Origin of the sequence: Aquimarina agarivorans (genome assembly GCF_000218485.1) — a bacterium.
GTDB classification, from domain to species: Bacteria; Bacteroidota; Bacteroidia; order Flavobacteriales; family Flavobacteriaceae; genus Aquimarina; species Aquimarina agarivorans.
The window spans coordinates 1-25,347 of record NZ_AFPB01000124.1 but is presented as its reverse complement, the minus strand read 5'-3'; the positions used below and the strand labels follow the sequence as shown (position 1 = coordinate 25,347).

General features: G+C 38.3%; 8 protein-coding genes. 7 read left to right on the top strand and 1 reads right to left on the bottom strand.

The annotated features are described in order from the left end of the window. Positions 1–77 precede the first annotated feature (77 nt). Complete coding sequence (locus GMC_RS0106495; protein WP_010521376.1) at positions 78–353, top strand: hypothetical protein; 276 nt, start codon at positions 78–80, stop codon at positions 351–353. 193 nt (positions 354–546) lie between these two features. Here the strand turns inward: GMC_RS0106495 and GMC_RS0106485 are convergent, their stop codons facing one another. Next, a complete protein-coding gene (locus GMC_RS0106485) occupies positions 547–1,071 on the bottom strand; it encodes a CvpA family protein (RefSeq protein WP_010521375.1) in 525 nt (174 codons plus the stop codon). Positions 1,072–1,332: 261 nt separating this feature from the next. On the opposite strand from GMC_RS0106485, the gene GMC_RS0106480 reads away from it, so the two are divergent. The 6 genes from GMC_RS0106480 to GMC_RS0106455 all read left to right on the top strand — a co-directional run bounded on the left by GMC_RS0106480 (position 1,333) and on the right by GMC_RS0106455 (position 25,282). Further along, positions 1,333–1,689 carry a hypothetical protein gene (locus GMC_RS0106480; RefSeq protein ID WP_010521374.1) on the top strand — a complete coding sequence of 119 codons (357 nt, stop codon included), beginning with the start codon at positions 1,333–1,335 and terminating at the stop codon, positions 1,687–1,689. 252 nt (positions 1,690–1,941) lie between these two features. Beyond that, on the top strand, positions 1,942–3,990 hold the full coding sequence (locus GMC_RS0106475) for a T9SS type B sorting domain-containing protein (protein ID WP_010521373.1): 2,049 nt from the start codon (positions 1,942–1,944) through the stop codon (positions 3,988–3,990). Between the two features lie 9 nt (positions 3,991–3,999). After that, a complete protein-coding gene (locus tag GMC_RS0106470) occupies positions 4,000–6,120 on the top strand; it encodes a PorP/SprF family type IX secretion system membrane protein (protein WP_157998143.1) in 2,121 nt (706 codons plus the stop codon). 283 nt (positions 6,121–6,403) lie between these two features. Next, a complete protein-coding gene (locus GMC_RS21815) occupies positions 6,404–7,585 on the top strand; it encodes a hypothetical protein (RefSeq protein WP_010521371.1) in 1,182 nt (393 codons plus the stop codon). Positions 7,586–7,661: 76 nt separating this feature from the next. After that, the gene (locus tag GMC_RS0106460; RefSeq protein WP_010521370.1) at positions 7,662–24,332 is read left to right on the top strand and encodes a T9SS type B sorting domain-containing protein; all 16,671 of its coding nucleotides are present in this window, start codon (positions 7,662–7,664) and stop codon (positions 24,330–24,332) included. 5 nt (positions 24,333–24,337) lie between these two features. Beyond that, entirely contained in the window at positions 24,338–25,282 is a 945-nt protein-coding gene (locus GMC_RS0106455) for a PorP/SprF family type IX secretion system membrane protein (protein WP_010521369.1), read from the top strand. The last annotated feature ends 65 nt before the right edge of the window (positions 25,283–25,347 follow it).

Genomic DNA, 25,347 nt, shown 5'->3' with positions numbered 1-25,347 from the left:
GAGAAGCCTCAAATTGTCCAATACCAAAAATTACCGTAACAAAACTTGGCGAAAATAGTTTCAGATTTACGGGCTCTGTGATCGAAAATTTACAGTCTGACACACAATTTCAGTGGGTGGTTGCAGGAAAAAAAATTGAAGATACTATTGGATCAGGGGCTTATGATGGCGAAAAAAGTTTTTCAACCACATTTAATAGTAGTTCAGTAAAGGAAGAAGGTAGATTTGCTGTTTGCTTTGAAGTAACTTCAGCTTTTTGCACTCAAAGAAATTCTATTTCAATAGCTGTTGCGCCAGGTTTAAACCCTGAAGGACGGGCTGCTTGTGCTTTTATTAATGTTGCCAAAAAATAATAAGCATTTAAATTTAAAACAAAAAGGTAGCGACTATGGTTGTTGCCTTTTTTACTTCATAAGCGTCCTCCGCTTTTAATTGTTGCTTAGTACTGTTTTCATGGTAAAAATTACTCATTTATAATGGTTACTTTTATCTCATTGTTAACAATAAAATAACGTAAGTAGCTACAACTATTAAAATTTAAAAAAATCAAACGGATTGGTTTAACTGCACTTGTTCTTCCTCTTTTTTAAACTCTTTCATTATTTTAGGAAGAATCAACGGAGCAAAAGCAGCTACCCTTCCATAAAGCATAGAACTTTCAATAGTTTCTTTTTTTACAATTTCAAGCTTGTTGTTAAGTGGTCCTAAAAACATAATAACGGCACTGGCAATAAATACCATTTTTAAAAAACCAAAAGCAGCACCTAAAATTTTATTTATAATGCCTAAGGCTGCAAAATCAGCAATTTTAGTCAAAATTTTTCCCAAAGCGGAAACGGCAAGGATAATTACCACAAAAGTGATCGCAAAGGCGGCAAGCTTGGTATATTGAGGTTCCCAGGTCACCGACTTTTCTAAAAAATTACCTGCATAATCTGAAAAATGCGTGGCACCATAAATACCTGCAACAAGAGCAATAAGTGATGATAGTTCAACAAAAAGCCCTTTCATAATACCTTTTACAAGCCCATATAAAAGCAAAATCCCTAAAATAATATCGAGGTAGTTCATGTGTTATTTTTATTAAATGTAGGAAAAAAAAGAAATTACTTAATTTAATGGGATCAGTTATACGGGTTCTGATTTAAAATTATTCAAATAAAAGTTTGGAATTTTTCGTTTAGACTATAAAAAATATAAATGCTAGTTTAACTACTGTATTGTTTTATTTTGAAGTATCAAGTGAAAATTAACCATATCAATTGAACATACTTAATTTCTGAAACAGTATTAAAATCCGTAATTATTTAAATTCAGTAATTTTGACTTATTATGAGTAGAGATATACAATTAAAAGAACGTTGGGAATTAGTGCAGGAAAAATTATCCAATCAATTTGCTGATGGAGATCAATTGGATTTGGATGCTATTATTTATTTGGTTGGTGTACAGGAACTCGGGCAACCACATCGGGCATTTAAAAAAAATGAAAAGCTAGATTTAATGCATATTGCGATCTGCCGGTTATTGGAACCCTATGGCTATTATGAGTTTGATTATATTGATGATGACGGCTGGCCACATTATAATGTAAAGGAAGCGCTACCTAATTTAAGGGCAGGAGAACAAACAGTTTTAATGAAAGAAGCCATTGTTGAGTATTTTTATACTAAAAAATATATTGAATAATTAAAGGAATAGCACCAAGCGGTCAAATATTTTGAATATTTAGTGGTTTTATTAATTTTTTTTCGTTTGTATAACAATAGATAAAAACACTATAATTTACGACAAAAAGCACAATTTATGCACTTTTTTCCAAAAAAAACTGAAAAACAGGCGCCTGCTAGCGAATTTCTTCATATTTTAGTACGTTGTTAAAAAGTTATTAAACATTTACTAACATAGCTCCAACTAGTTAGTTGCCTACAAATCAATGTTATGCGCTCAAAAAGTGTTAAAATAGTAATCAAATTTAGCCTCGCTCTAGCTGCGCTACTTGCAAGTATCCCAATATTTTCGCAAAGTATTGAAAGGCCTTTATTTGAAGGAGCGGGTTCTAACAGTGGTATCACAAGATGTATTAGTGGCGATGAAATACTTCCAATAACAGTAGAGGCTCAAATTACAGGTGGTTTGTTTCCTGAGGGTACTACTTTTACATTACAGCTATCAAATAAACAGGGTACTTTTGGATCAAGCACGTTTGACATTGAAACTAAAACTACTTCAGGGAGTTCAGTGATTTTCGAGGATTTTATACTTCCTAGCGTTGATGGTTCTGGTGAAATTTTAGGTAGCGAAACTTATACACTAAGGGTAATAGCAAATACTGATCCGATTGTTAGGGGCAGGGTTTCCCCAAATTTAAGTGCCTATTTCTTTAATGGAGAACAACCAGAATTAATACCACAAAATCAACTATGTATCGCGTCTGGTGCAACGGGTGTTTTAACGGCTGTTGATGAATTTGATGAGTATATATGGGTGAAAGACAGAAGGGGAGACGACTTTACTCCTATACCTGGTGAAACTGGCAGAACTTTAAATGTAACGGAGCCAGGACGCTATGAATATGCGCCTAATTTGGGTAGTTGTAATCAGTTTTTGACAGGAGCATTTTCAAATCAAGTTAGAGTTTCTATACAAACACCAATTCCAGTAAGCATAAATAACTTGAGTACAACCACAATTTGTGCTTCAGGATCAGTGGTGTTGGAATCTAGCCAAACGAATCCTGATTTTAATTACCAATGGACAAGAGATGGTGAGGCAATTTCAGGAGAAATCAATACGAGTATTACAGTAACTGGTATTGAGGCCGAGGGCGAATACAAAATTGAGGTCATTGACCCTTCGTTACCTCTAAATGAACGATGTGCTTCTCAATCCAATCCAATAAATGTCGACTTATTGAATCCTTCCATAAAAATTACATCACCTTTAAACGTAGTTGATGTACCAGGACAAGATGAGATTTTAGTTGTTGAGGTGGATGGAGTAAGTCCGGTTATTACATGGATAAAAGATGGAGTTGAAATACCTGATAGTAATACTACAAGCTTTGTAGCAACTGGTTTAGGAGTATATACTGCTAAAGTGGTTGATAATGCTTCTACCTGTGAGATTAAAGAGGGAACAACTGAAGATGCAATTAATGTAACCAACATCACCAATTTAACATTTTCAATCCAAGCCCCAGAAAATATTAGCGACTGTGAATTACGAGCGGCTGATTTAACTATTGGAGGAGTGCGGATTTTTAATGACAGTGGCGATGCCTTAACTCCTGAAAGTTTAGATGGACTGGAATTTGCTTGGTTAAAGAACGGTACGCTGATAGATGGAGAAACGGAGAGTACCCTGGAACTAGAAGAATTAGCTGATAATGGGAACTATACTGCAGAGGTAAGTATTGGTGGAACGGTTTTTGATTCTGAAAATAATGTGGATGTAGTTTTAAATTTAGAATCATTAAGTATTTCGCAAGAACCAGAAGAGCTTGAAGTTGGTGGCTCGGTAGAACTTACTTTGGAGCTGCCTTCAGATATTGCCATTAGCGACTTTGTTATTCAATGGATTCGTGGAAATAATTTTGAAATTCCTGGCGAAACAGGGCGATCATTAACCGTTACTAATCCAGGAACATACACAGCGCGGGTAAGTTTATCAGGTTGTGGTACATCAACTGTTGAGCAAATTTCAATCCAATCAGGCTCGGCGGTAATACCAAATGTATTGTCAAGGGATATTGATGCTTTAAATAATGACTGGATTTTACCAGGAGAGCTTAGGGGAAACAGTGAAATTAAAGTTGAAATTTATTCTAATAGTGGGCAATTGGATTATACCTCGGAGGGAGAAATTGATGGCTATATTGATCAATGGCCTGAGGAGTCCAAATCACAATTAAAAGAATCTATTTATTATTACGTAATTAGTAGAAATAACAATCCTGTAGAAAAAGGATCAATAACAATTATCAGGTAAATGCATAGGATGCGGAAGTTATTTTTTTTAGCAGTAGTATGTTTCAGCGTGCATAGCATTGTAGGGCAGCAAGACCAATTTGTTGGACCGCCAGATGAAACGACTCATACAGCGATGAAATATAATCGCTTTTTATTCAATCCAGGCTTTTCGTTTGATAAGGAGGCTGCGGATTCAGGAGATAAAAACGGATACATTTCTTTTTTCGGAAGAGTAGAAAAAACAGGTTTTGAGGATGCTCCAGCTAACTACCGGGTAGCATACAATAAAACTTTAAAGGAAAACATGGGTATTGGAGCAGCTTTGTTTCAACGAAATATTGGAGTAATTACAAATTTTGGCGCCGTACTAAATTACGCTTATAATGTTGAATTTACTCGCGATGTTAATATGACGTTTGGTGCAAACGTACGTTACCAAAGATCGGGACTAAAATCCGAGTTACGGACACAGTCGCCAATAGCATCCGATCCAATTTTAACTGATTTTGAAAATACTTCATTAATAAGGGTATCACCAGGGGTTAATGTAAGTTATAATGAGTTTGATTTTGGGGTAGCCGCAAGAAATATACTCAATTTACAACTTGGGGGAGATAACCAAGTATATGATTCTAGTGTTATTGTGTTGCATGGGATGTATTCGAAACCGTTCAGACGTAGATCGCCAAATACTTTTAGGGGAATGCTGTACGTGGAGCAGGAAACTGGTGGTGCTGATATAGGTTACGGATTCAATGGAATGGTCGAAAATAACAAATACGGTTTTGCACAATTGGGGTATAATGCCACATTTGGTATTTCATTAGGACTTGGATTTAATATTGCTCCATATGCCACTATCGGTTATACCGTGGAAAGAGGTTTGGGTAGTGCAGATATTTTTGGTTTAACGCATGAGTTTACATTAGCTTATAACTTTATTGAACCGCAGCGAAGACCAAAAAAGAAAAGAAAAACAAAGCCTTCGCGTAAATTACCTGAAAGAGAAGAGCTGTCAAAAGCTGAAAAAATTGCTGCTTTAAAAGAAGCCAGAGAGGAACAACAAAACAAGCAAGACGCATTAGCTGAAATTAGAGCTAAAGCAGAATTGTTAAGAACAACCGAAGAGCAAAAAATTAAGGATGAAGCAGTGGCTAGCGAGCTAATTCGAATAATGAATACGCAAATAGCAAATAATGATTTAGAAGGAGCAAAAGCAACGCTAATTAAAATAGAAAGTAATCCTTATATAACTGAAAATCAAAAAAATTCGGTAATAACCCGTTTTACGGAAAAAGAAGAGCTGGCTGAAGATATTGAAAAAGAAACAGTACGTATTGCAGCCGAAACGGAGGATAAAAATAAAGCCAGAGCGTTGTTGTCAAGAACATCTACACTAATTGCCAATAAAGATATTGAAAGCGCAACAGCAGCGCTGGAGCGAATTCAGACTAACAAGTACATTTCTGATGAAGAAAAACGAAAAATAAGTAGTTCATTACAACGAATTATTAAAGAAAAAGAAGCGGAAGATTTAGCAATTGCTCAAGAGGAAAGATCTAAAAAAGAAGCAGCAGAATTATTGCGTGTCACCAACACCTTGATAGATGCTGAAAATATTGAAGAAGCTCGTGTAAAAGCTAGTTTGGTAAGACAGAACAAATTTATTCCTGATGCAGAAAAACAAGCATTATTGTCACGTTTAGAGCGTATAGCACTTGTTAAAGAAACTGAAGCTGCAGATTTAGCCAAAGCAGAAGAAGAAAAATCCCGAAACGCTGCAGCTGAACTTGTGCGTGTTACTAACACGCTTTTAGATGCTGAAAATATTGAAGAAGCTCAGGCTAAGGCAAACCTAATTCGTCAAAATGCATTCATATCTGCTGAAGAAAAACAAAAAGTATTAAGCAGATTAGAGCGAATAGTAGCTACAAAAGAGTCAGAAGCTGTGGCGGAAGCAGAAACAGAGGCTAAAAAGAACAGCGTATTAGAAAGAGTAGTTGTAACAGATACTTCAGAGCAAGATCGTTTGGCGGAAGAAGCACGATTAGCAGCAGAAGCGGCAGCTAGAGCGGAACAGGATCGTATAGCAGAGGAAGCACGATTAGCAGCAGAAGCGGCAGCTAAGAGCGGAAGCAGGATCGTATAGCAGAGGAAGAACGATTAGCAGCAGAAGCGGCAGCTAGAGCGGAACAGGATCGTATAGCAGAGGAAGAACGATTAGCAGTAGAAGCGGCAGCTAGAGCGGAACAGGATCGTATAGCAGAGGAAGCACGATTAGCAGCTGAGCAAGAGAAGAAAAGTCTGAATTACTACGTGTTACTAATACGGTAATTGATAGTGGTAATGCGGTTGATGCCAAAGCAAGAATAGCGTTAATTAGAAAGAGTACACTAATTTCAGATGAAGAAAAAAATACTATACTAAGCAGTTTGCAACGTGTAGTAAAACAAGAAGAAGATCGTTTGGCTGAAGAAGCGCAATTAGCAGCTGAGCAAGAAAAGCAAAAGTCTGAATTATTACGTGTTACCAATACGGTAATTGATAGTGGAAATGCGGCTGATGCCAAAGCAAGAATGGCATTAATTAGAACGAGTACATTAATTTCAGATGAAGAAAAAAATACTATACTAAGCAGTTTACAACGTGTAGTAAAACAAGAAGAAGATCGTTTAGCAGAAGAAGCTCGTAAAGCAGAGGAAGCACGTTTAGCTGAGGAAGAGGCTCGTAAAGCAGAAGAGGCACGTTTAGCTGAGGAAGCGCGTAAGGCAGAAGAAGCTAGGTTGGCAGAAGAAGCGCGTAAGGCAGAGGAAGCAAGAATAGCAGCAGAAGAGGCTCGTAAAGCAGAAGAAGCAAGAATAGCTGAAGAAGCTAGGTTGGCGGAAGAGGCTCGTATTGCTGAGGCAAAAAGAAAAGCCGAGGAAGCGGCTCGTAAGGCGGAAGAAGCACGTAAGGCAGAGGAAGCAAGAATAGCTGAAGAAGCGCGTAAAGCAGAAGAAGCTAGGTTGGCGGAAGAGGCTCGTATTGCTGAAGCAAAAAGAAAAGCCGAGGAAGCGGCTCGTAAGGCGGAAGAAGCACGTAAGGCAGAAGAAGAAAGACTGGCAGAAGAAGCACGTTTAGCTGCTGAAGCGCTTAAAAGAAAAGCGACTTTAAAGCAAGTAACAAAAACTGTTGAAGACAAGAAAAGGAATAGTGCGGAGTTAAAACGTGTGACCAAAGTGCTTAAGGATGAGGATCAAAAGGAAGAACGAAGAAAAGCCGTACAAGCTGCATTAAAAAGAACAACTACTACAGTTAAAAAAGAAGGTAGCGGAGTCATCAAAAAAACAACAAAACAACAGGGTTCAGGAGGGAGTGATTCAAACTCAAATGGCATGGGATTTAATGAGTCGAACCCAGTAAATATACAGGATAATTATTTCATTAAAGAGTTGTTTATCAATCCAAAACTAAAAATTTCCGAACTTGATGTGCTTGACATTATTGGCTCACTAGTTGCTTCTGATAATAGTGCAAGTGATCGACAAACGGAAAAATTAATAGATCTAAACAAAAAGAACAAGGTTTTGCTAAAAACCAAGCTGAAAGTTGTTAAAACTTCGGATAAAGAGTAAATTCGTAAGATTTTTTTTACCATTTTACAAATTAGTGTCGTAAATTGAAGTCCCCAAACTTTAAAAGAGTTGACCTATGGAAAAACTTTTACCCAATTTTAAAAATAAATTTTTAAGTGTAATTGTATGTGTGCTTGCATACAGCTTATCTAATAGTCAGGAAGTTGTCAGATTAGAAGTTAGAGATTCATTAACTGTCCGAGGTGATATGAGTATCACTGGTAACAGTATTTTAGGTGTTAATGGTCGATTTGGTCGATTCAACTTCAATCCCGATGGACCATTTAATTTTAATAGCAATAATGGTAGTGGGCAAACTCGTGCCTACATCGATATTGATAGTAATAATTTTTACAGAAATACACTAGATACTGATGCGAACTCACCTGGTAGACAAGCGTTATTTAGTGATGCTTTTCTTAATAATACATCTGAATCGTCATATTCGGGTTCTTTAAATGCTGATGGCAACGGCTCGCCAACATCGTGTAGTACAAATGAAGATGGAACATTTAGTTCGAGTTCGGGTTTTTTAGAATTAGATGCAAATTGTTCAACGGTACAGAGAGCTTATTTATATTGGTCCGCAGCTTATTCGGGTGAAACAAGAAATGGCGCAACAGTAACTTCAAGAACCAATTCTTGTGCATCAGGAGGAACCATATCAAGTGCAAATGATGATGATGTTGTTGCTGATTTTACAGAAATAAAAATTTTACCTCCGTTAGCAAGTAGGTATTATGATATTAGTGCCAATCCTGCTAACACATCAGGTAATCCAGGAGGGATACAAATTAAGGCGGAAGTTATAGTCGATGGTTTGAGAGGATCCCCATATAACAATGTTATACCTAGACTGCCTGGAGCAGGAAATCCCGGTGATAATATTAAAGATGAGCCTTATGTTTGTATTGCTGATGTAACTGAAATTTTTACATCCATGCAAGATGCGGGTGAGGATGTTGCAGGATTTTGGACTGTAGCAAATATAAGAGCTACCACTGGTAGAAGAAATGGTCAGGGATTAACAGGAGGTTGGACATTAGCAGTAATTTATGAAGATCAAAGACCGAATATTACAAATAAATTATTTGCTTTTTATGATGGGTTTTCTGTAATAGCAACCGGAGATGCGCCAGTATCTTTTCCTACGCCAAATTTCAGAACTATTCCCAACGGACCAATAAACGCCTGGATTGGAGCAGCAAGTCTGGAAGGTGATCGCAGTTTAAATGGCGATAGCTTTTCAATAGAAACTCAAACAAGTCAATTAAATCCAGCTACGGATCCTCGAGGTCCTAATGATCCGCCGCAATCAGCAATACGTTTAAGGGAAACTCCAAGTAATAATAGTAATAACTTTTTTAATAGTACAATTACTGGATTGAATGGGAACACGCGAAAATACCCTAATTCATCAAATACTTTAGGTTATGATACTGATCATTTTCAACTTGCAAACCCCAACAATACAGTTTTAAATAATGGAACCGCATTTGCTGGTGGGTTAACTGATGACCAAGCAAGGTTTTATTTAAGTACCAATACTGATAGTTATTACAATTTTTTCATTGCATTTGCTGTCGAGGTTATTTCACCTGATGTCATTATTTTAAAGCAGGCTAGGAATGCTGATACTGGGGTTTTATTAGCTAACAATGAAATTGTGGATTTTGGACAGGAGATTATTTACGAAATGACCATTCGGAATTTAGGAAATGATATTGCTGAAAACATAGTTTTTGAAGATTTTCTTCCCGGGAATACGGAACTTTTAGATGGGCAGTTTACAGATGCTGCAGATTTTTCTGGCTTTGACGTTCCAGTACCTGACGTTCAAATTGTAGATGAAACTATAACAGACAGGGCAGGTATTACTTACAACACAAAAAACATTAGAATTGATATTCCTGATTTAGGAGCCTTTGATTGTAACAATCAGCCAAGTGACCCTGCTACTGGAAATATCATTACAGATCCAGCTTGTGGACAAGAGGTTACTATACGTTTTAGAGTTAGAATTGTTGATGAATGTGGAGGGAATAGGAATGCTTGTGTAGAACGTGTTGAAAATATTGCTTTTTCGTCTTTTGAAGGAAGGTTTAATAACAATAGAGTTGATCAAAAAGACAGTGCTTTTGCTTTTGATAATACTTGTGATGAAGCACCAATACAAGGGCCGACCGTAGAAATTACACAAAAAAGAGAACGTTGTTCTTCTCAAGTGGTTGAAATTTGTACAGGAGAGCAAACATTAACTGCAGCGTTAGGATTTGATACTTATACCTGGTACAGGGTTCCTGGACCAATTGTTGATCGTAACGGAAATGGTTTTATTGACGATGCTGATTATGATATTACTGATGGCACATTGGTGGCAACTACAACGGTTAATACATTTAATGCAACTGATGTAGGTTATTATATTGTGGATCAAGTAAGGGAACCTGTTTGCGCTAATGCGAGGCAAACTTTTAATGTTGTTGATGGTTCACTTGAAATAGCAAATCCTTTCCTTAACACTACATTAAACCCTTCTAGACAGGATGCATGTACAATTGATGGTAATCAGATTACAAAGTTTGTGATGTGTAATACTGATTTGACTATCACTACTGATTACACGGATAACACGATATTGCTATGGGAACGCTTTAATGGAGATTGTAATAGACCTGATGATGACAATAATTGTGCATTTATTGGTAGCGATTGTACTTATACAGAAATTAAAAGTGCAACAGTAAGCGCTGCTAATCCTGATACAAATACAATAACGATTGATGAAACTGGCAGTTTCCGATTGTCAGTAACAGAAGGCGGTTGTACTAATATCTTCTATTTTAATACTACCAAAATTGAGTCAAATTTAATGCTGGAAACTCCAGATCGAGCATTATGTAACGCTGGTGATGCCACGGTAAATGTTACTGGACTTACAAGCCCTGGTGATGGTTTGGATTATGAATTAGAATTATTTATTCAGGACCCTAATGATGCATCAAACTTTATTTCTCAGGAGACTCAAAATGCTAGTGATGTTAATTATGGTACTTTTATTATTAATGCACCTTCACCATTTAGGGAAGTAATAAATATAAGGGTTAATGCCATACCAGTGCTTTCAAGTAATACTGATAGCTCAGGGTGTACCTTTACGCTAAATGAAACGTTACGTTTTATAAACCCTTCAATTGAAGTTTTTGAATTTAGCCGAGAGCCTTCTTGTTCGGAAGATCAAGCCATAACTTCTACCTTTGATGAAACTTTAGCAGATATTTTGGTAAGGGCAAATGCGGGTTTGCCAAATTATTTCTTTCAATTAATTAACACAAATAATACACCAAATATTTCTGATGATGTGGTGGTGGCAACCAGAGATAATGGGAGTAATAGGCAATATACTTTTACTAATGTTGATCCTAACATAGAATATAAAGTTCGAGTTTTTGCTAATAGTAGTGGTGCAACCCTCCCAAATATGTCATTAGATGGCTCACTTTGTCAAATTGAACAGGGACCAATAAGCACAGCTCCTTTACCTACATTTACTACGAGATTTCAAATTTTGAAAGAAGTCTCCTGTACTTCGGGTGAGTTTCAACTTACCATTGAATCCTCAGACCCTTCCTTTGATCTGAGTTCATTAAGTTTTGATATTAATGCAATAAGCACGACAACAACTAATACCGTTGAGATTACTGGAGGAACGGAAACAAACCCGCCTGCAAACCCAAACCAGCGTGTGATTACATTTTTGATTGATGATATTAGTCAACAACCCACACCAACAACTGAAGGAGACCCTTCAACGATACCTGACGATGGAACAAATTATATTGATTTAGATGAGTTTGATAATTTTTCAGTTGCTGTTATAGTTTCAAATAGTTGTATAAATGATGCAGAAATCTTCCCAAATAGCTTTTTAGAATACCAAGGCATACAACTTGTTGAGGATACTGTGGTAGATATCAATTGTGATGGTGATACTGATGGGGAAATTTTCGTAACACCACAACAAGCTGATGGCTCACCATATCCATCAGGAACAAGTTTGGTTTACGAAATTATTTCTGGCCCTTCGGCATTACCAGCAACACGCTTGAATGCACGACAATCAGACCGTGCATTTGTAGGTTTGCCAGCTGGGGATTACGAAATTATTGTCACTGATATTACCGATGCTACAGATGAATGTGCGTCAGAACCAGTAACGATAACTATAGAGGCAGCTAATCCGTTAAGCGCACCCGAAATTAGAGCTACATCTTACACCTGCGAAAACCAAACTACAACTAGAGGTACAATTAGTATTACTGGGTGGGCAGCAATTAATGTTGGTGGGGCTACGCCGTACCAAGAATACAGATTATTTAAAGATGATTTAAACACGGCAACTGCACCAAATCCAGTGTTGGAAGCAACAATTACTGATCCAAGTGTAGCATTTCAAAATTTAACAGAAGGGACCTATACTTTAGTAATTGAAGATGCTAACGGATGTTTATCACCAGAATCATTGCCTGTTGAAATTTTACCACTATCTACAGTAACTTTTGGAGCAACTACAAATCCTGATTTAACTTGTGATAAAGAAACAGCTACCGTAACAGTAACGGCTACTGCTGATAATGGCGATACTATTGAAGGTTATCGCATTAAAACTTCAAACCCTGCGGGAACACCAACAACTCCTGTTCCGGTTACAGCAACCTTTGATAATCTTACGGGTACTTTTGAATTACCAGAAGGGAGCTATACTATTGAAGCCAGAAGTGCTAATTCACTTTGCGTGGAAGAAATGGATGTTACAGTATTACCGCTTACGCGAATTAGAAGTTCGCAGCCAGTAGCTACAAGCACAACATGTCAAGGAAATACTGACGGATCCGCAACAACGACAATTACGGGCTTAACATCAGGGTCTACCTATAATTATGTATTAACGTTGCTTGATAACTCAGTAAGTCCTGCTACCCGAACTGAGGTAAGTAATGTTACTGGACAAACAGCATCCGGACTTTCATTAACAGGATTAGCACAAGGAGATTATGAGTTGGTAATTACAGATACAACTACGAATTGTGATGAAACGGAATTATTTAGTGTAGGACAGCCAGCGACGATACCTTCGGTAACAAATACTACGCCTGTATTAGATTGTCAGACTAATATTTATAATTTTTCAGTTACAGGAGCTAATGGTTCAGGAACAGGACATACGTTTGCATTAAACGACCCAAGCAATCCTGGAACTATTGAATTTCCATTCCAAACAAGTACGGACTTTGCAGTACCTGCACCAACAACAACGGCAATAACCTACCAGTTGTTGGTAAGAGATGGCAACATGTGCGATGGATTGGCAGTGGATGTTACTATTGATCCAGTACCAGCATTTACAGTTTCGGCAGATGCATCAAGTAATTTGTGTATCCCTACAGCTACAGGAGCTCCAGCAATTAATTTTGTGGTGAATGTGACAGGAACGGAGCCGGTGCGTTATAAATTAGATTCTGAAGTTACATTTACAACAGCAACAGTTACTGGTGGTCAATTCAGTATTGCTAACCCACCAACCACGCCAGGAACGTATACGTATCAGGTAGTAGATGCAAATCAAAATATAATTGCTTGTGCACAAACGGTTAGTTTTGTTATTAATTCAACAATTACGGTGTCAAATATTGTACAAAACCAACCTGATTGTAGTACGGGGTCTCCTGTAGGTGCTGTGCCAAATTCAGGAGCATCCATTAGTTTTGACGTTGCTGGTGGCGATGGTACTTATACTTATGTGTTGACAAATACCTCAGGAGGAACAGATCCTTCAGGAGTTTCTAACTCGGGGTCGCCAACAGCGCCTACTTTTACGTTTAATGATAATTTTAATGGAGACACCATTGAAATTGCAATTACTGATAGTGGAAATTGTGCTGTGGGAACGCCAGTGACTTTTACGCCTACTTATCCAGAAGCACCAACAGTGTTAAGTGATAATGCAACTATAGTAAATTGTAGTGGCGATGATTCAACGATTACTTTAATTCCAGCAGGAACACTTCCCGTAACAGCATATCAGTATAGTTTTGATAATGGAGGCACATTTCAAAACGGGAATAGCCAGGCAATTGCAGTTGTTGGATCAGTAACAGTGGATTATGTAATAAGAAATAGAACAACACTGTGTACGGTAACGGGAACAAGAACAATTACGGCGCCAGATCCTATTGTTGAAACCAACAGAAATATAACCCCAGTAAATTGTGATCCGCCAACACTTGGAAGTTTTGAATTAACAATTTCAGGAGGAACAGCTAACTATAGTTATGAGTTGTTTGATGATATGGGTACTAGTCTTGATGTTCAATCAGGTTTAGGAACAACGGTAACCTTTAATAATTTAGATATTGGGAGTTATTCTGTAAGAGTAACGGATGCCAATAACTGTACTAATGAAAGTCCAATTCAATTTATTATTCCACCAACACCAAGGGTAGATATTACCAGGATTAGAACAGTAGCTAATTGTGTAGATGGAGTAACCGTGTTTTTTCAGATTGATGCCATTATGGGATTGACAAATCCTGATTTGTTTAGAATTTCACCATTTTCTTTGGATGTAGCAAGTCATGTTTTTCCATCGGCACCTGGCGATGATATTGCTAGGAGTGGTGATCCTGATTTCCCTGTAACAGATATACCAATATCAGTAACTACTGCTCCAGGGTATAATCCTGCTGAATTTGTTTATCGAATTAGGAATTTAGATTTCGATATAGCATATTCTATTGGTGTTATTGATGATGCTACTGGATGTTCTTCATCATCATCAACAACTCCTGAACCTTCACCAACGGTAATTATAAATAGTGTTACGCCAACACCAACTGGGGCTTGTAATCCAAGTTCTGGTTCGGTAACTATTAATTTTGATGTAGCTGATCCGACAAGTGTAGGTGAAGATTTTGACATTGAAGTTATTAGAGTGTCAGATGGTGAATTAGTAAGCCCATTACCAGCAGTTAGGGTTGCTTCGGCAACAGCTACAAATAATGAAGCTACGGTAACAGGCATACCCGAAGGAATTTTGAGAATTCGCGTACAGCAAGTATCAGGAGGTAGTGTGTGTAATGCTACACAGGAATTCAATGTAGGTAGAGCCGCACCTTTGGAAGGGCCATTTATTGTGAATAATATTAATGCAAATTGTGAAAATGATGCGCAAATTGATGTAAGGGCACAAGGAGGACAATCTCCGTATGAGTATCGAGTAATAGCAAACGGCGCAGCTGCTCCAAATGAGCTAAGTAGTTTTCCTTTGACAAGTTCGTTTACCATTGCGGCTAATGATCCTCGTGTAGTTGGTGGAGAGGTAGATGTTTATGTAAAAGATGTTAATGGCTGTGTGTCTGGTCCATTGGATGTGCCAATTAATGAAGACCCAACGCCAGAATTAAATGTAGAAGCATTTAGTGCGGATGAATGTAATGAGTTTGGCCCTTTTACAGTGAATTTTACTATTGATAATTACGATGCTGCTCAAACATATACGTTAGAAGCAAATGGGTCGCCAATCACTTATACGACCAATACCACTACAGCTACTCAGCTTCAAGGCTCATTTACAGTAAACGCAAGACAACCTTACACTATTGAAGTTTCAGGAACGTTACACCCAACGTGTACCACTACGGATAGTTTCCGAATTTTTGATCGTTTGGTAGTAGATGCCAATTTAACAGAGCCTGATTGCGATAATAATATAGCAAGCATAACTACTGATGTTACTAATGGCTTTGCAGGTGTGCCTACCAGAAGTTTAACTTATGAGTTGGTTGATGCCTCAAGCCCAGCCACGGTGTTGGCTTCGCAAACTACCACAAGTACTTCGGTAACCTTTAATAGTGGAACAGGTAGTCCTGTACTAAATTTACAAGCAGGAGTTACTTATGAAGTTAGAGTAATCGATACCTTTGATAGCGCTGCATCTTCACCAAGATTTTGTACACTTAGCGATACTGATACTAGTACAGCAATTACAAACCCTGTGCTTACAGCGCCAGACACTACACCTGTAAGTTGCGAGGGTACTGCGGATGGAACAATTACGATCAATATAGATAGCTCGATAAGTAGCGATACGCCACCTTTGGAGTATCGTTTGTATGAATTTTCAACGGAGGCTGATGCACAAGCAGCTATTGCAGCAATGAATGTAACCACTTCAGGAATTTTTGTAACTACTGTTGATGGTTCGGACTCTACCTTATTTACACAATTGAAAGGAATGCCAGTATATTATGTGCCAGTGCTTATAGCTACTGCCCGAAATTGTGAAATTGTCGGTACTGAAATTGGATTGGAAGTTCCAACAAATTCTACAGCGGCTAATTTTACAGTAGTTGGAGTTGATGGGAAGTGTGATGATTTGGACGATGCCAATAATTTTAGTGCTCAAATTGAAATTACTGTAGCTTCATTAGCACAACCTACGTCTTCATACGTATACACCATACCTGGAGTGGTAAATACAGAAACAGCATTACCATCTGTAGGAACTACCGTAGAAGTTATGGTGGATTCAGACGATAATTTTATAACAAATTATTCGGTTTTAATAAGGGATTTAAGTACTAGTTGTGACCCATTGAGTATTCCAATTGAAATAGCGCCATGTCCTCCACCAGTACCATTACCACCGCCATTAATTGTTGGTAGGCCAGTTGTGGAAAATATTGATTGTACGGGTGATGCCGATGGCACAGTAAGTATAAGTGTTTCCAGAGCAGATGGTGATCCATTTACATTTGATTACACTATTACAGGAGGCGCACCGACTATAAATAGAACAGTTACTGGACAAACAGTATCTCCAATTTCGGAAATAGGATTAACACCAGGGAATTATACCATTGAAATTATTGACAAGTCGGATAGCAGGGTGGATCGATTTGCCGGTAGGGTTAACTTTACCATTACCGAACCGGATTCATTACCAGATTTTACATTTAGCCAAACTAGCTATGATTGCGTGGCTAACACGGTAACTATTACAGCTAACGCAGTTTTAAATTCAGGCACACCAGACGGATCAGGAAATTACACCTTTAATTTAGATAACGCAACAACAGCAGCAAATCCTGATTTTACAAATACTACAGGGATATTTAACGATGTGCCTGCTCCAGTAATACCAGGAGGAACAGTAATCACTTACCAATTAACCATGGTAGATGCTAACACTTGTGATACGGTTAAGGATGTAATTGTTGATCCACAGCCGCAGTTAGCAGCCACGTTGGATACTCCATTTGTATGTTTACCTAATGGTACAACTACCGCTGACGCAGAAGTTCAGATTACCATTACTAGTGGAACACCACCATTCCGATACAGAAGAGTTAACACGACAACGCCGGATGACCCTGCATTTATAACTTTAGGTGCTGGAGAAACCGTGATTAATGATAGATTACCAGTAATTACTACGGATACGGATTACGAATATGAGTTGTTAGATTCAAACGGTTGTCCAGTTGTTATTCCATTTACTGCAAGCACACCATTGACTTTAAATGGGCCTGTTACCAGAGTAGAGCCTGATTGTGAAATCCCAGCGGCAACACCGCAATTGCGTTCTAACGGAATGTATAATTTTACGCCTCAAGGAGGGGTAACTCCTTATCGATTTGAAGTGGCACAAGGGTCTAGCCCAACTACGTTGGGTGCTTTTACCGCATATACAGGAACTTTTCCTTTTATGGTGGATAGCTCACAAGATGGAGTGTTTTTTCAATTCAGAGTTTTTGATGCAAATGACTGTCCATTGGATTTAGAAGCATTCAAATTTGATTTTCCTGAAGCGCCAACCGCAACATTTACCGCAACGGATATTTTATGTGAGGGTGACAATGGGGTAGCTACCATTACAGCAACGGGAGGGATGCCTCCATATATGTATAGTTATGATGGCGGAGTTACATTTGTTTCCCGAAACACATTGACCGAAGCGGGAGGTACTTACGATTATGTAGTACGCGATGCTAAGGATTGTGAATTTAATGGGCAAGTTACTATTGAAGATCGATCAATCCGTTTAAGCGGAACACCAAGAATTATAGATATAACCTGTACGTCAGGAATGCCAGATGATGACAATGGAGCAATAGAAGTTACTATTATTGGTGGTGACCCAACAGGACCTGGGTTTACCTATACATTAGTAGATGATACAGGAGCTACCGTAGGTGCGCCACAAACAATAACTTCAAGAACTGTTACGTTCCCAATGCTAATGGCAGGTACTTATAGTATTAGGGTTACGGATGCCAATCCATGTGCACCAGTAGTAATTGATAATTTAACTATTGAAACCATTACACCTTTAACACTTACTAATGCTACTTTTGATATCAATTGTACATCACCAGATTTGGGAGTACAAATGGCATTTTCAGTATTAGGTAATACTGGAACTATTTTTATTACAGATCCTAAAAATGTAGTTGCAGGGTCAATTGATCCATCTGCAGACACTACAAATGGCGACAATGTACACAAGTTTGGAGATGCAGATTTTCCAGCAGCATTGGCACTGCCAGCAGGTACGGCACCAGCAGTTGAAGACACCTATTATGCAATCACAGGTTTGGATGCCAATACCACTTATACTATTTCAGTTTTTGATAGTGGCGGTAGTGGTTGTATTGCACAGCGTGAATATACTACACCACCATCGGGAGTATTAAGTATTACTGATTTAACTACAGTGCCAAATTCTCCAGATTGTACAGGAACTAATGGTAGTGTAACAGTTACTTTTTTAACTGATCCAGGATCTACTGCAACAACTTTTGAAGTTGATGTTTTAAATGGACGTAATGAAGTGCTAACCTCATCTTCTGATGTAATATTGTCTGGTACGGGAGGAGAAACTGGAACGGCAACCATAGGTTTTTTAGGTGCTAGTGCAAATTATACAATCAGAGTTAGGGAGGCAGGTAATTTATGTGGTGACTCTAGGATGTTTGAAATTAATGATAGTCCTCCTTTGGGAGTTCCTGTTATTGAGAGTCAGGAAACATTAAATTGTGACAGGGTATCGGAAGTAGACATAGTTGTTAACACAACTGGGGGAGTTCCACCTTATACTTATGCTGCAGCTTTATTGTCTGCACCTACAGTGCTAGTTCCAATTACTGTAAATGGATCAGTAATAACAATTGACACTTCTTTTGGAACAAATTTAGATTTTATAATATATGTTACTGATTCCTCTAGATGTAATGCAGCTAATAATGAATTATTAACAATTGAAGTTGATCCAGATCCTGTGTTGGACATTAGTCCAATCTTTAGCGATGATCAATGTCTGGATGTTACAAGTTTTACAGTTGGAGTTAGCGTTACGAATTATGATCCAGCTTTTGAGCCATATGTCTTTACGGTCAATGATGGGGTTTCAAGTGTAGTCCAAACTTTAAATGCGCCAGTTGTAACAGGTTCAGTGCTTTCGGGTGAACTTGAAGTTCCAAGAGGAACATTTCAAATTTCAGTTGCCAACAAGGATGGCTGCGATGGTTCGGATAGCATAACTATTTACGAAGAATTAGCTATTGTAGCTAGTTTGGGCGAAGTGCAATGTGATGATACAATTACTGATATTACTGCAACAGTTACAGGTGGATTTACTGGAGCACGAATGCTGACTTATGAGTTATTTGAAGCAGGGAATACAACGGCAATCAATAGCCAAACAATAGCAGTTGATAATGTTACCTTTACAGGAAGTGCTTCTGGAGGAGCTTTAGCCACAGATACGTTCTACACAATAAAAGTAACTGACGATTACGGAACGGCAGGTGATCCTATGTGTATGATTACATCCGAGCCTGTTCGTAAAGGAGCAATTTCAAAATCGAGCCTAATACCACCAACGGTAAGTCAAATTACTTGTAATGCAGCTGATGATGGAAGCATCACTTTAAATTTAGCTTCGGGTGATGCAGGGGATGCTCCAATTGGATACCGTTTATTTAGATACCCAAGTCAAGTTGATGCTGATGCGGCAGTGGCTGCAAATATGCCAGGCTCTGGAGTACTGCAACCAGCCTTAGCTGCTCCTAACGATAATGTATTTGAAGGTTTAACAGCAGGCTTTTACGTTGATTTTGTAGTCAACTTGGACGGCACATTAAATTGTTTTAATGCTAATACTGTTACTGAAATTATTGAACCGTTTGAATTTACAGGAAATAATCTTTCAGAAACACCAACAGCTGGTACATGTTTGCCAACAAATAGAGGGCCATTTATTACGATTAGTGTAAACGCAAATACGGGTGCAGGAAATGGAACCCCACCTTATTTTTACAGAATACCCGGAGTGGTAAATGAGTTTACAGAAATTGAAGGTTCGGACATGCCGCTAGCTTCGGGTGCAACTATTGATGTTGTAGTCCCAGTTGATGCTAGTCCTACAGGTAATATTACGTATACTATTCAATACCGCGATAGTGGAAATGCAGCATGTATTACAATTCCTGATAGAACGGTAACTATTACTCCATTTACACAACCAGTAGTTAGCATTGATGAAACAGCTTCATTTTACAATTGTGTTGATCAGCAAATTAAAGTAGACGTTACTGGATTGTCTACAGATCAATATGAGTTTGTATTGGTGGAACATACTGATACTTCAGGAACAGCAACAGCAGTAGGAACGATAAGACCGACTACACTGGCACCTGGTACTTTAACCTATACATTTACGCAAGCTGAATTGTTCGGACCTGGTATTTATACCTTTGAGGTAAGAAATACTGCGAGTGGATGTTCCGATGAAATTGATTATGTAGTAAGAGATTTGGAGCAACTTTTAGTGCTAGGAACTGGAAATACTTTAGATTGTCCTGAAGATTTGAGAACTATTAGTTTTGAAGTGATTGATTATACAGGATTCTTTACCTATACGATTACAAATGAAACCACATCAAGCGTAGTGGAAACGGCTGTGGTTGATACGCCAAATGTAACGTCAATGACTACTAATTTAAGTTTAGGAACTTATAGAATTGACGTAACAGCTGTTGCTGATGCTTCTGGAACACCGTTAAGCACGCTAGGTGAGTGTATAGCTACGGATCGCGTACAAATCACAGGGCCTGATACGCCAATTACGGTATCGGAAGATGAAGTTATTCAGCCTAGCTGCGTAAATATGTTTGGAACCATACGTGTTTCGGCTATGGGAGGAACACCACCGTACACATTTGAGTTGACCGAAGCTGGTGCGCCTGCAACAATTATTGCCACAAACACGAACGGATTCTTTGCTTCGGATTTAAATTTGGGCGATGGTACGTATACGGTAACTATTAGAGATAGTAAAAATTGTGTGCCGGCTACACCATTAGCTAATATTGATATTGCAACCCCGAATAATCCAACGGTAACACTAATGGCTGATGTGGTTGTAGATTGTCCTGATGATTCGGCAACGTTAACAGCTACTGCCATGATGGGCGCTATGCCAGCCGCACCTTTAGCATCTATCCAATATACATTGACGCGAACGGATGCTAGTGGAGGCGAACCTGTTGTGGTACAAGGCCCACAAGCTACTGGTAATTTTATGAATGTTCAGGCTGGAGAAGCCGGAGCGCCTATTTTTTATGTTGCCACGGTTAGGGACGCTAATGGTTGTATGGCAGCTTCAAGTCCAGTAGTTAGAGTGGAAAAACCAACATCTATTACTATTGAAAGAGAATTGATTATTGACATTACTTGTGATGATAGTCGTGCCACCCGAGGTGGTGTTGCTGTTAGGACAGCACAATATGAAATTACACCTTCAGGGGGTACAGGGACAGCTTACACTGTGGATTTATTAAGTAGTAACCCATTAACTACTACACCAACAGTAGTGGTATCACAAAATACCACTACTTCAGCTACCTTTGAATTAGAATCAGGTGTGAATTACATACGTGTAACCAATAGTCCAAATGGATGTGAGGCATTTACAACAATAAATGTTGGTGAGTCTCCTGAGGATATTGAGTTCAGTATCTTGTCTACTAGTGATTTATTATGTCCTGGAGAAACAGGTTCGGTGAGATTGCAAGCAGTTAGCGGTGGATTGCCAGAGTACACTTATGAATTATTTGTGGTAATCCCTTCTGGCGGAAGCTTTACAGAAATTGCAGGGCCTTTAAATGCTACATCTACGCCTGTTGCCAGAAGAGAAAATGAAACACAATTTTTTGATTTGGTTGATTTGAATACTGTTTCAGGATTATCATCAAACGCAACGTATGCTTATAAAATTTCATCGGAAGGGATGTGTTTGCCAGCTTATCAAGCATTTGAAATTAATCAAAGAGCGCCCCTTGACTTTGCAGCTGAAGCAACAGAAATATCATGTGCAGGTGAGGAAGATGGCATTATAACTGTCACTATTGACATCACAAATGGCGTTGGTCCTTACACGGTAACTATTATTCCTGAGGCAGGAGTGAGTGGTACGGAGGTTTCGGATAATATGATTAATCCAACGTCTTCATTTGATATTTTTGAGGGAGTATCGCTAAATGTACCAGTTGGTGAAACGGTGGCTGAATTTTTTAATTTAGCTCCTGCGGACTATCGAGTATTAATTAGTGACTTAGGAACTGGATGTAATGTGCCTCCAGGGTTAATTACTATTGCTGACAAGCAGGCGCTTGAGTTTACTGAGTTGACCAGAATGGGACCTGACTGTAGTGGCGATGATGACGGAATGATTACTTTTGAAATTCAGTTCGGAACGCCTCCTTATTACTATCAAATCATTGAAGATAGAGATGTGGATAGTGATCCAGAACCAGATCCGTTAACTATTGTTGGAAATACTAACATTATAGATACGCCAACGAGTACGGATATCAATGGTAATGATATTTACACATTGGATTTATCTGGATTACGAGATGGAGTTAATTATGAAGTATTCTTAGTAGATTCTGGAAATCAAGAAACTGGGGATAACCTCATTGTTTGTGATGCTCGATTGCTAGACTTTAGATTCGAAACGCCAGACTTGGATCAATTTTCTGCGGAAGCAACACCTGATTGTCCAGTTTCAGGAGCATTAGCAGGTACTTATACTATTGTATTGGATAATGAAAATGAGGCGTTAGATAATTCATTGATCAATTATACGGCTACCAGAACTACTGACGGAGCAGTGTTTACGTCAAGTCCAGGAAGCAACCGAATTTTTGGAGTAGCTGAAGGGACTTATACTATTGTATTAAATTATGAAGTTAGGCCAGGAGTTTTCTGTACTTCGGAAGTATACAGTGAATTGGAGGAATTAGTGCCTTTTACTAAAGTTCAGTTTGATAGAGATATCACTACTGATGCGGGTATTTTTGCACCGTACGTGCCATTAGCTACACGTAACGTAAATGTATACCAATTGGTAGCTACCGGAGGGCGTATTGAAGAAGGAGATGCGAACCCTTACATATTTACGGGATCATTTATTAGTAATGCTACTGATGATATTAATTTTGCGCAAGATATTGAGGTTAGTGCTGATGGTACTTTTGAAATTACTCAAGGCGGATGGTATACATTTACAGTAACAGATAAGTTTAATAGAGAATGCTTTGATATTGCAGCAGGTATACCTTTGGATTTTATGGATGTAGATATCCCTAATGTATTTAATCCCGATAGCGGTAATCCAGGAACAAATACCTGGTATCCTGATGATATTACAATAAATTCACCTGAAGGAGAAATTACTACTACTACAGTAATAGTAACTACAGGAGGTACTACCACAGGAAATATTACTACAGGAGGAACAACTATTGTTACTACTACCAGAGCGGGGATAACCGCAGTTTCAGTTACTAATAATACTACAATTGTTGGAGGTGAAGTTAGTGAAAATGGGGTAGTTACCGGAGGTGTTATTTCTAGCGGAAGTAATCCAACGCCAACTTTTGCGGATGTATCTGTAATTGGCGGAGTAACTACAGTAACAGTAATAACGGCAGAGGAAACTACTGGGGGTAGTACATCAAGCGCAACCACCACAGGAGGAACCACCACAGGAGGAACTGTCATTGATGATACTATTGTTGGAGGAGAAACTACTGGAGGTACAGCTACTGGCGGAACCACAAGTGGCGGAACTTCAATAGGAGTAACTACTTCGGTAATAACTATAGATAATTCAGGGCCAAATACAAGCAGTTCAGTAGTAGTTACTACTGGTGGTACTTTAACTGGCGGCACGGTTATTGGCGGTATTACTTCTGGAGGTACTACAACAGGAGGTGTAACTTCAGGAGGAACGCTTACCGGAAATGTAATTACAAATGGTATTACCGAAGGTGGTGTTGTAACAGGAGGTACAACTAGAGGTGGAGTTATTATTGGAGGGACAGTAACTGGAGGAACTACAACTCCAACTATAAGAACAGGTGAAACTGAACCCATTGAAGGAGGAAGCGGTGAAGTTGTTTTTGAAGAATTTGAAAATATAGAAGTGATGGTCTTTGACCGTTACGGACGATTAATTGAAGAATTTAAAGGAATTCAACAAAGACGAAATGGTGAAGGATGGGACGGAACTTATAAAGGGACTAACATGCCTTCAGGAGATTATTGGTACTTAATTAAACTTAATGACGATAAAGGAAGAGAATTTACAGGGCACTTTACATTATACCGCAAACAATAATTAACATGAGAAATTACATTATATACATAACAGTAATGTTGTTAGGTGGGTTTAGTGCTTTTGCACAGGAGTTCAATCTGCCCATATTAAACCAGTACATAACGGATAATCCTTTTTTAATATCAGCATCTTATGCAGGTATTGGGGATTGTTGGCAAATTCGCGGAACAGGATTTGAACAATGGGTGGGTATTGATGATGCCCCAAGTACGCAAACAATATCCATTGATGGCCGTATACAAAATCGTTCAGGAGTAGGAGCAGTATTGTTTAATGATAGTAATGGTGCTACCTCACAACAGGGGTTTCAGGGTTCTTTTGCGCATCATTTAACACTTAGCGAATACTCACGTCAGTATTTATCGTTTGGTATTAGTTATAAATACACTCAGTTTTCTATTGATTCGTCGGAATTTAACAGATCATTGTTAGCTGCTGAAGGTGATATTAATACGGTAGATCATAATTTTGATGTAAGTGTATTGTACCGATGGAAAACCTTTTTTATTACGCTAAACGCCATTAATTTGCTAAACAAACCTTTGGAAGATTTTAGTATAAATGAACCAGGGAATTTGACAAATTACTATGCCTATACAGGGTTTACTTTTGAAAATGTGTTTAAAAAATTACAATTTGAGCCTTCGGTATTATATCGCCAATTTTCAAGTGACCTGCGGTCTACGTTAGATGCTAACTTTAAAGTAAGAAAGTTTTTTCAGGATAGTTATTTGTGGGGGGGTGTGTCAGTACGAAGTTTGATAGATCAGGATTTTAAACCGTTATCAGTATCCCCAATGATAGGTATCAAAAAAGCTAAATTTTATTTTGCTTATGGCTATCAGGCAAACGTTAACGAAGTATCGGGTACGGATAACAGCGGATCGCACCTTATTAGCTTAGGAATTGACTTCGGATGTAAGAAGAGTACGTGTGGTTGTACGTATTAAGTGCTATCTTTTATAGTTTACCTAAAATCTAGTCCTTTAATACTGTTTTAGATGGATTAAAAAAG

Coding starts and splice junctions, on each gene's coding strand:
- GMC_RS0106485 (WP_010521375.1), bottom strand. CDS start 1,071: ATGAACTACCTCGATATTATTTTAGGGATTTTGCTTTTATATGGGCTT.
- GMC_RS0106480 (WP_010521374.1), top strand. CDS start 1,333: ATGAGTAGAGATATACAATTAAAAGAACGTTGGGAATTAGTGCAGGAA.
- GMC_RS0106475 (WP_010521373.1), top strand. CDS start 1,942: ATGCGCTCAAAAAGTGTTAAAATAGTAATCAAATTTAGCCTCGCTCTA.
- GMC_RS0106470 (WP_157998143.1), top strand. CDS start 4,000: ATGCGGAAGTTATTTTTTTTAGCAGTAGTATGTTTCAGCGTGCATAGC.
- GMC_RS0106460 (WP_010521370.1), top strand. CDS start 7,662: ATGGAAAAACTTTTACCCAATTTTAAAAATAAATTTTTAAGTGTAATT.
- GMC_RS0106455 (WP_010521369.1), top strand. CDS start 24,338: ATGAGAAATTACATTATATACATAACAGTAATGTTGTTAGGTGGGTTT.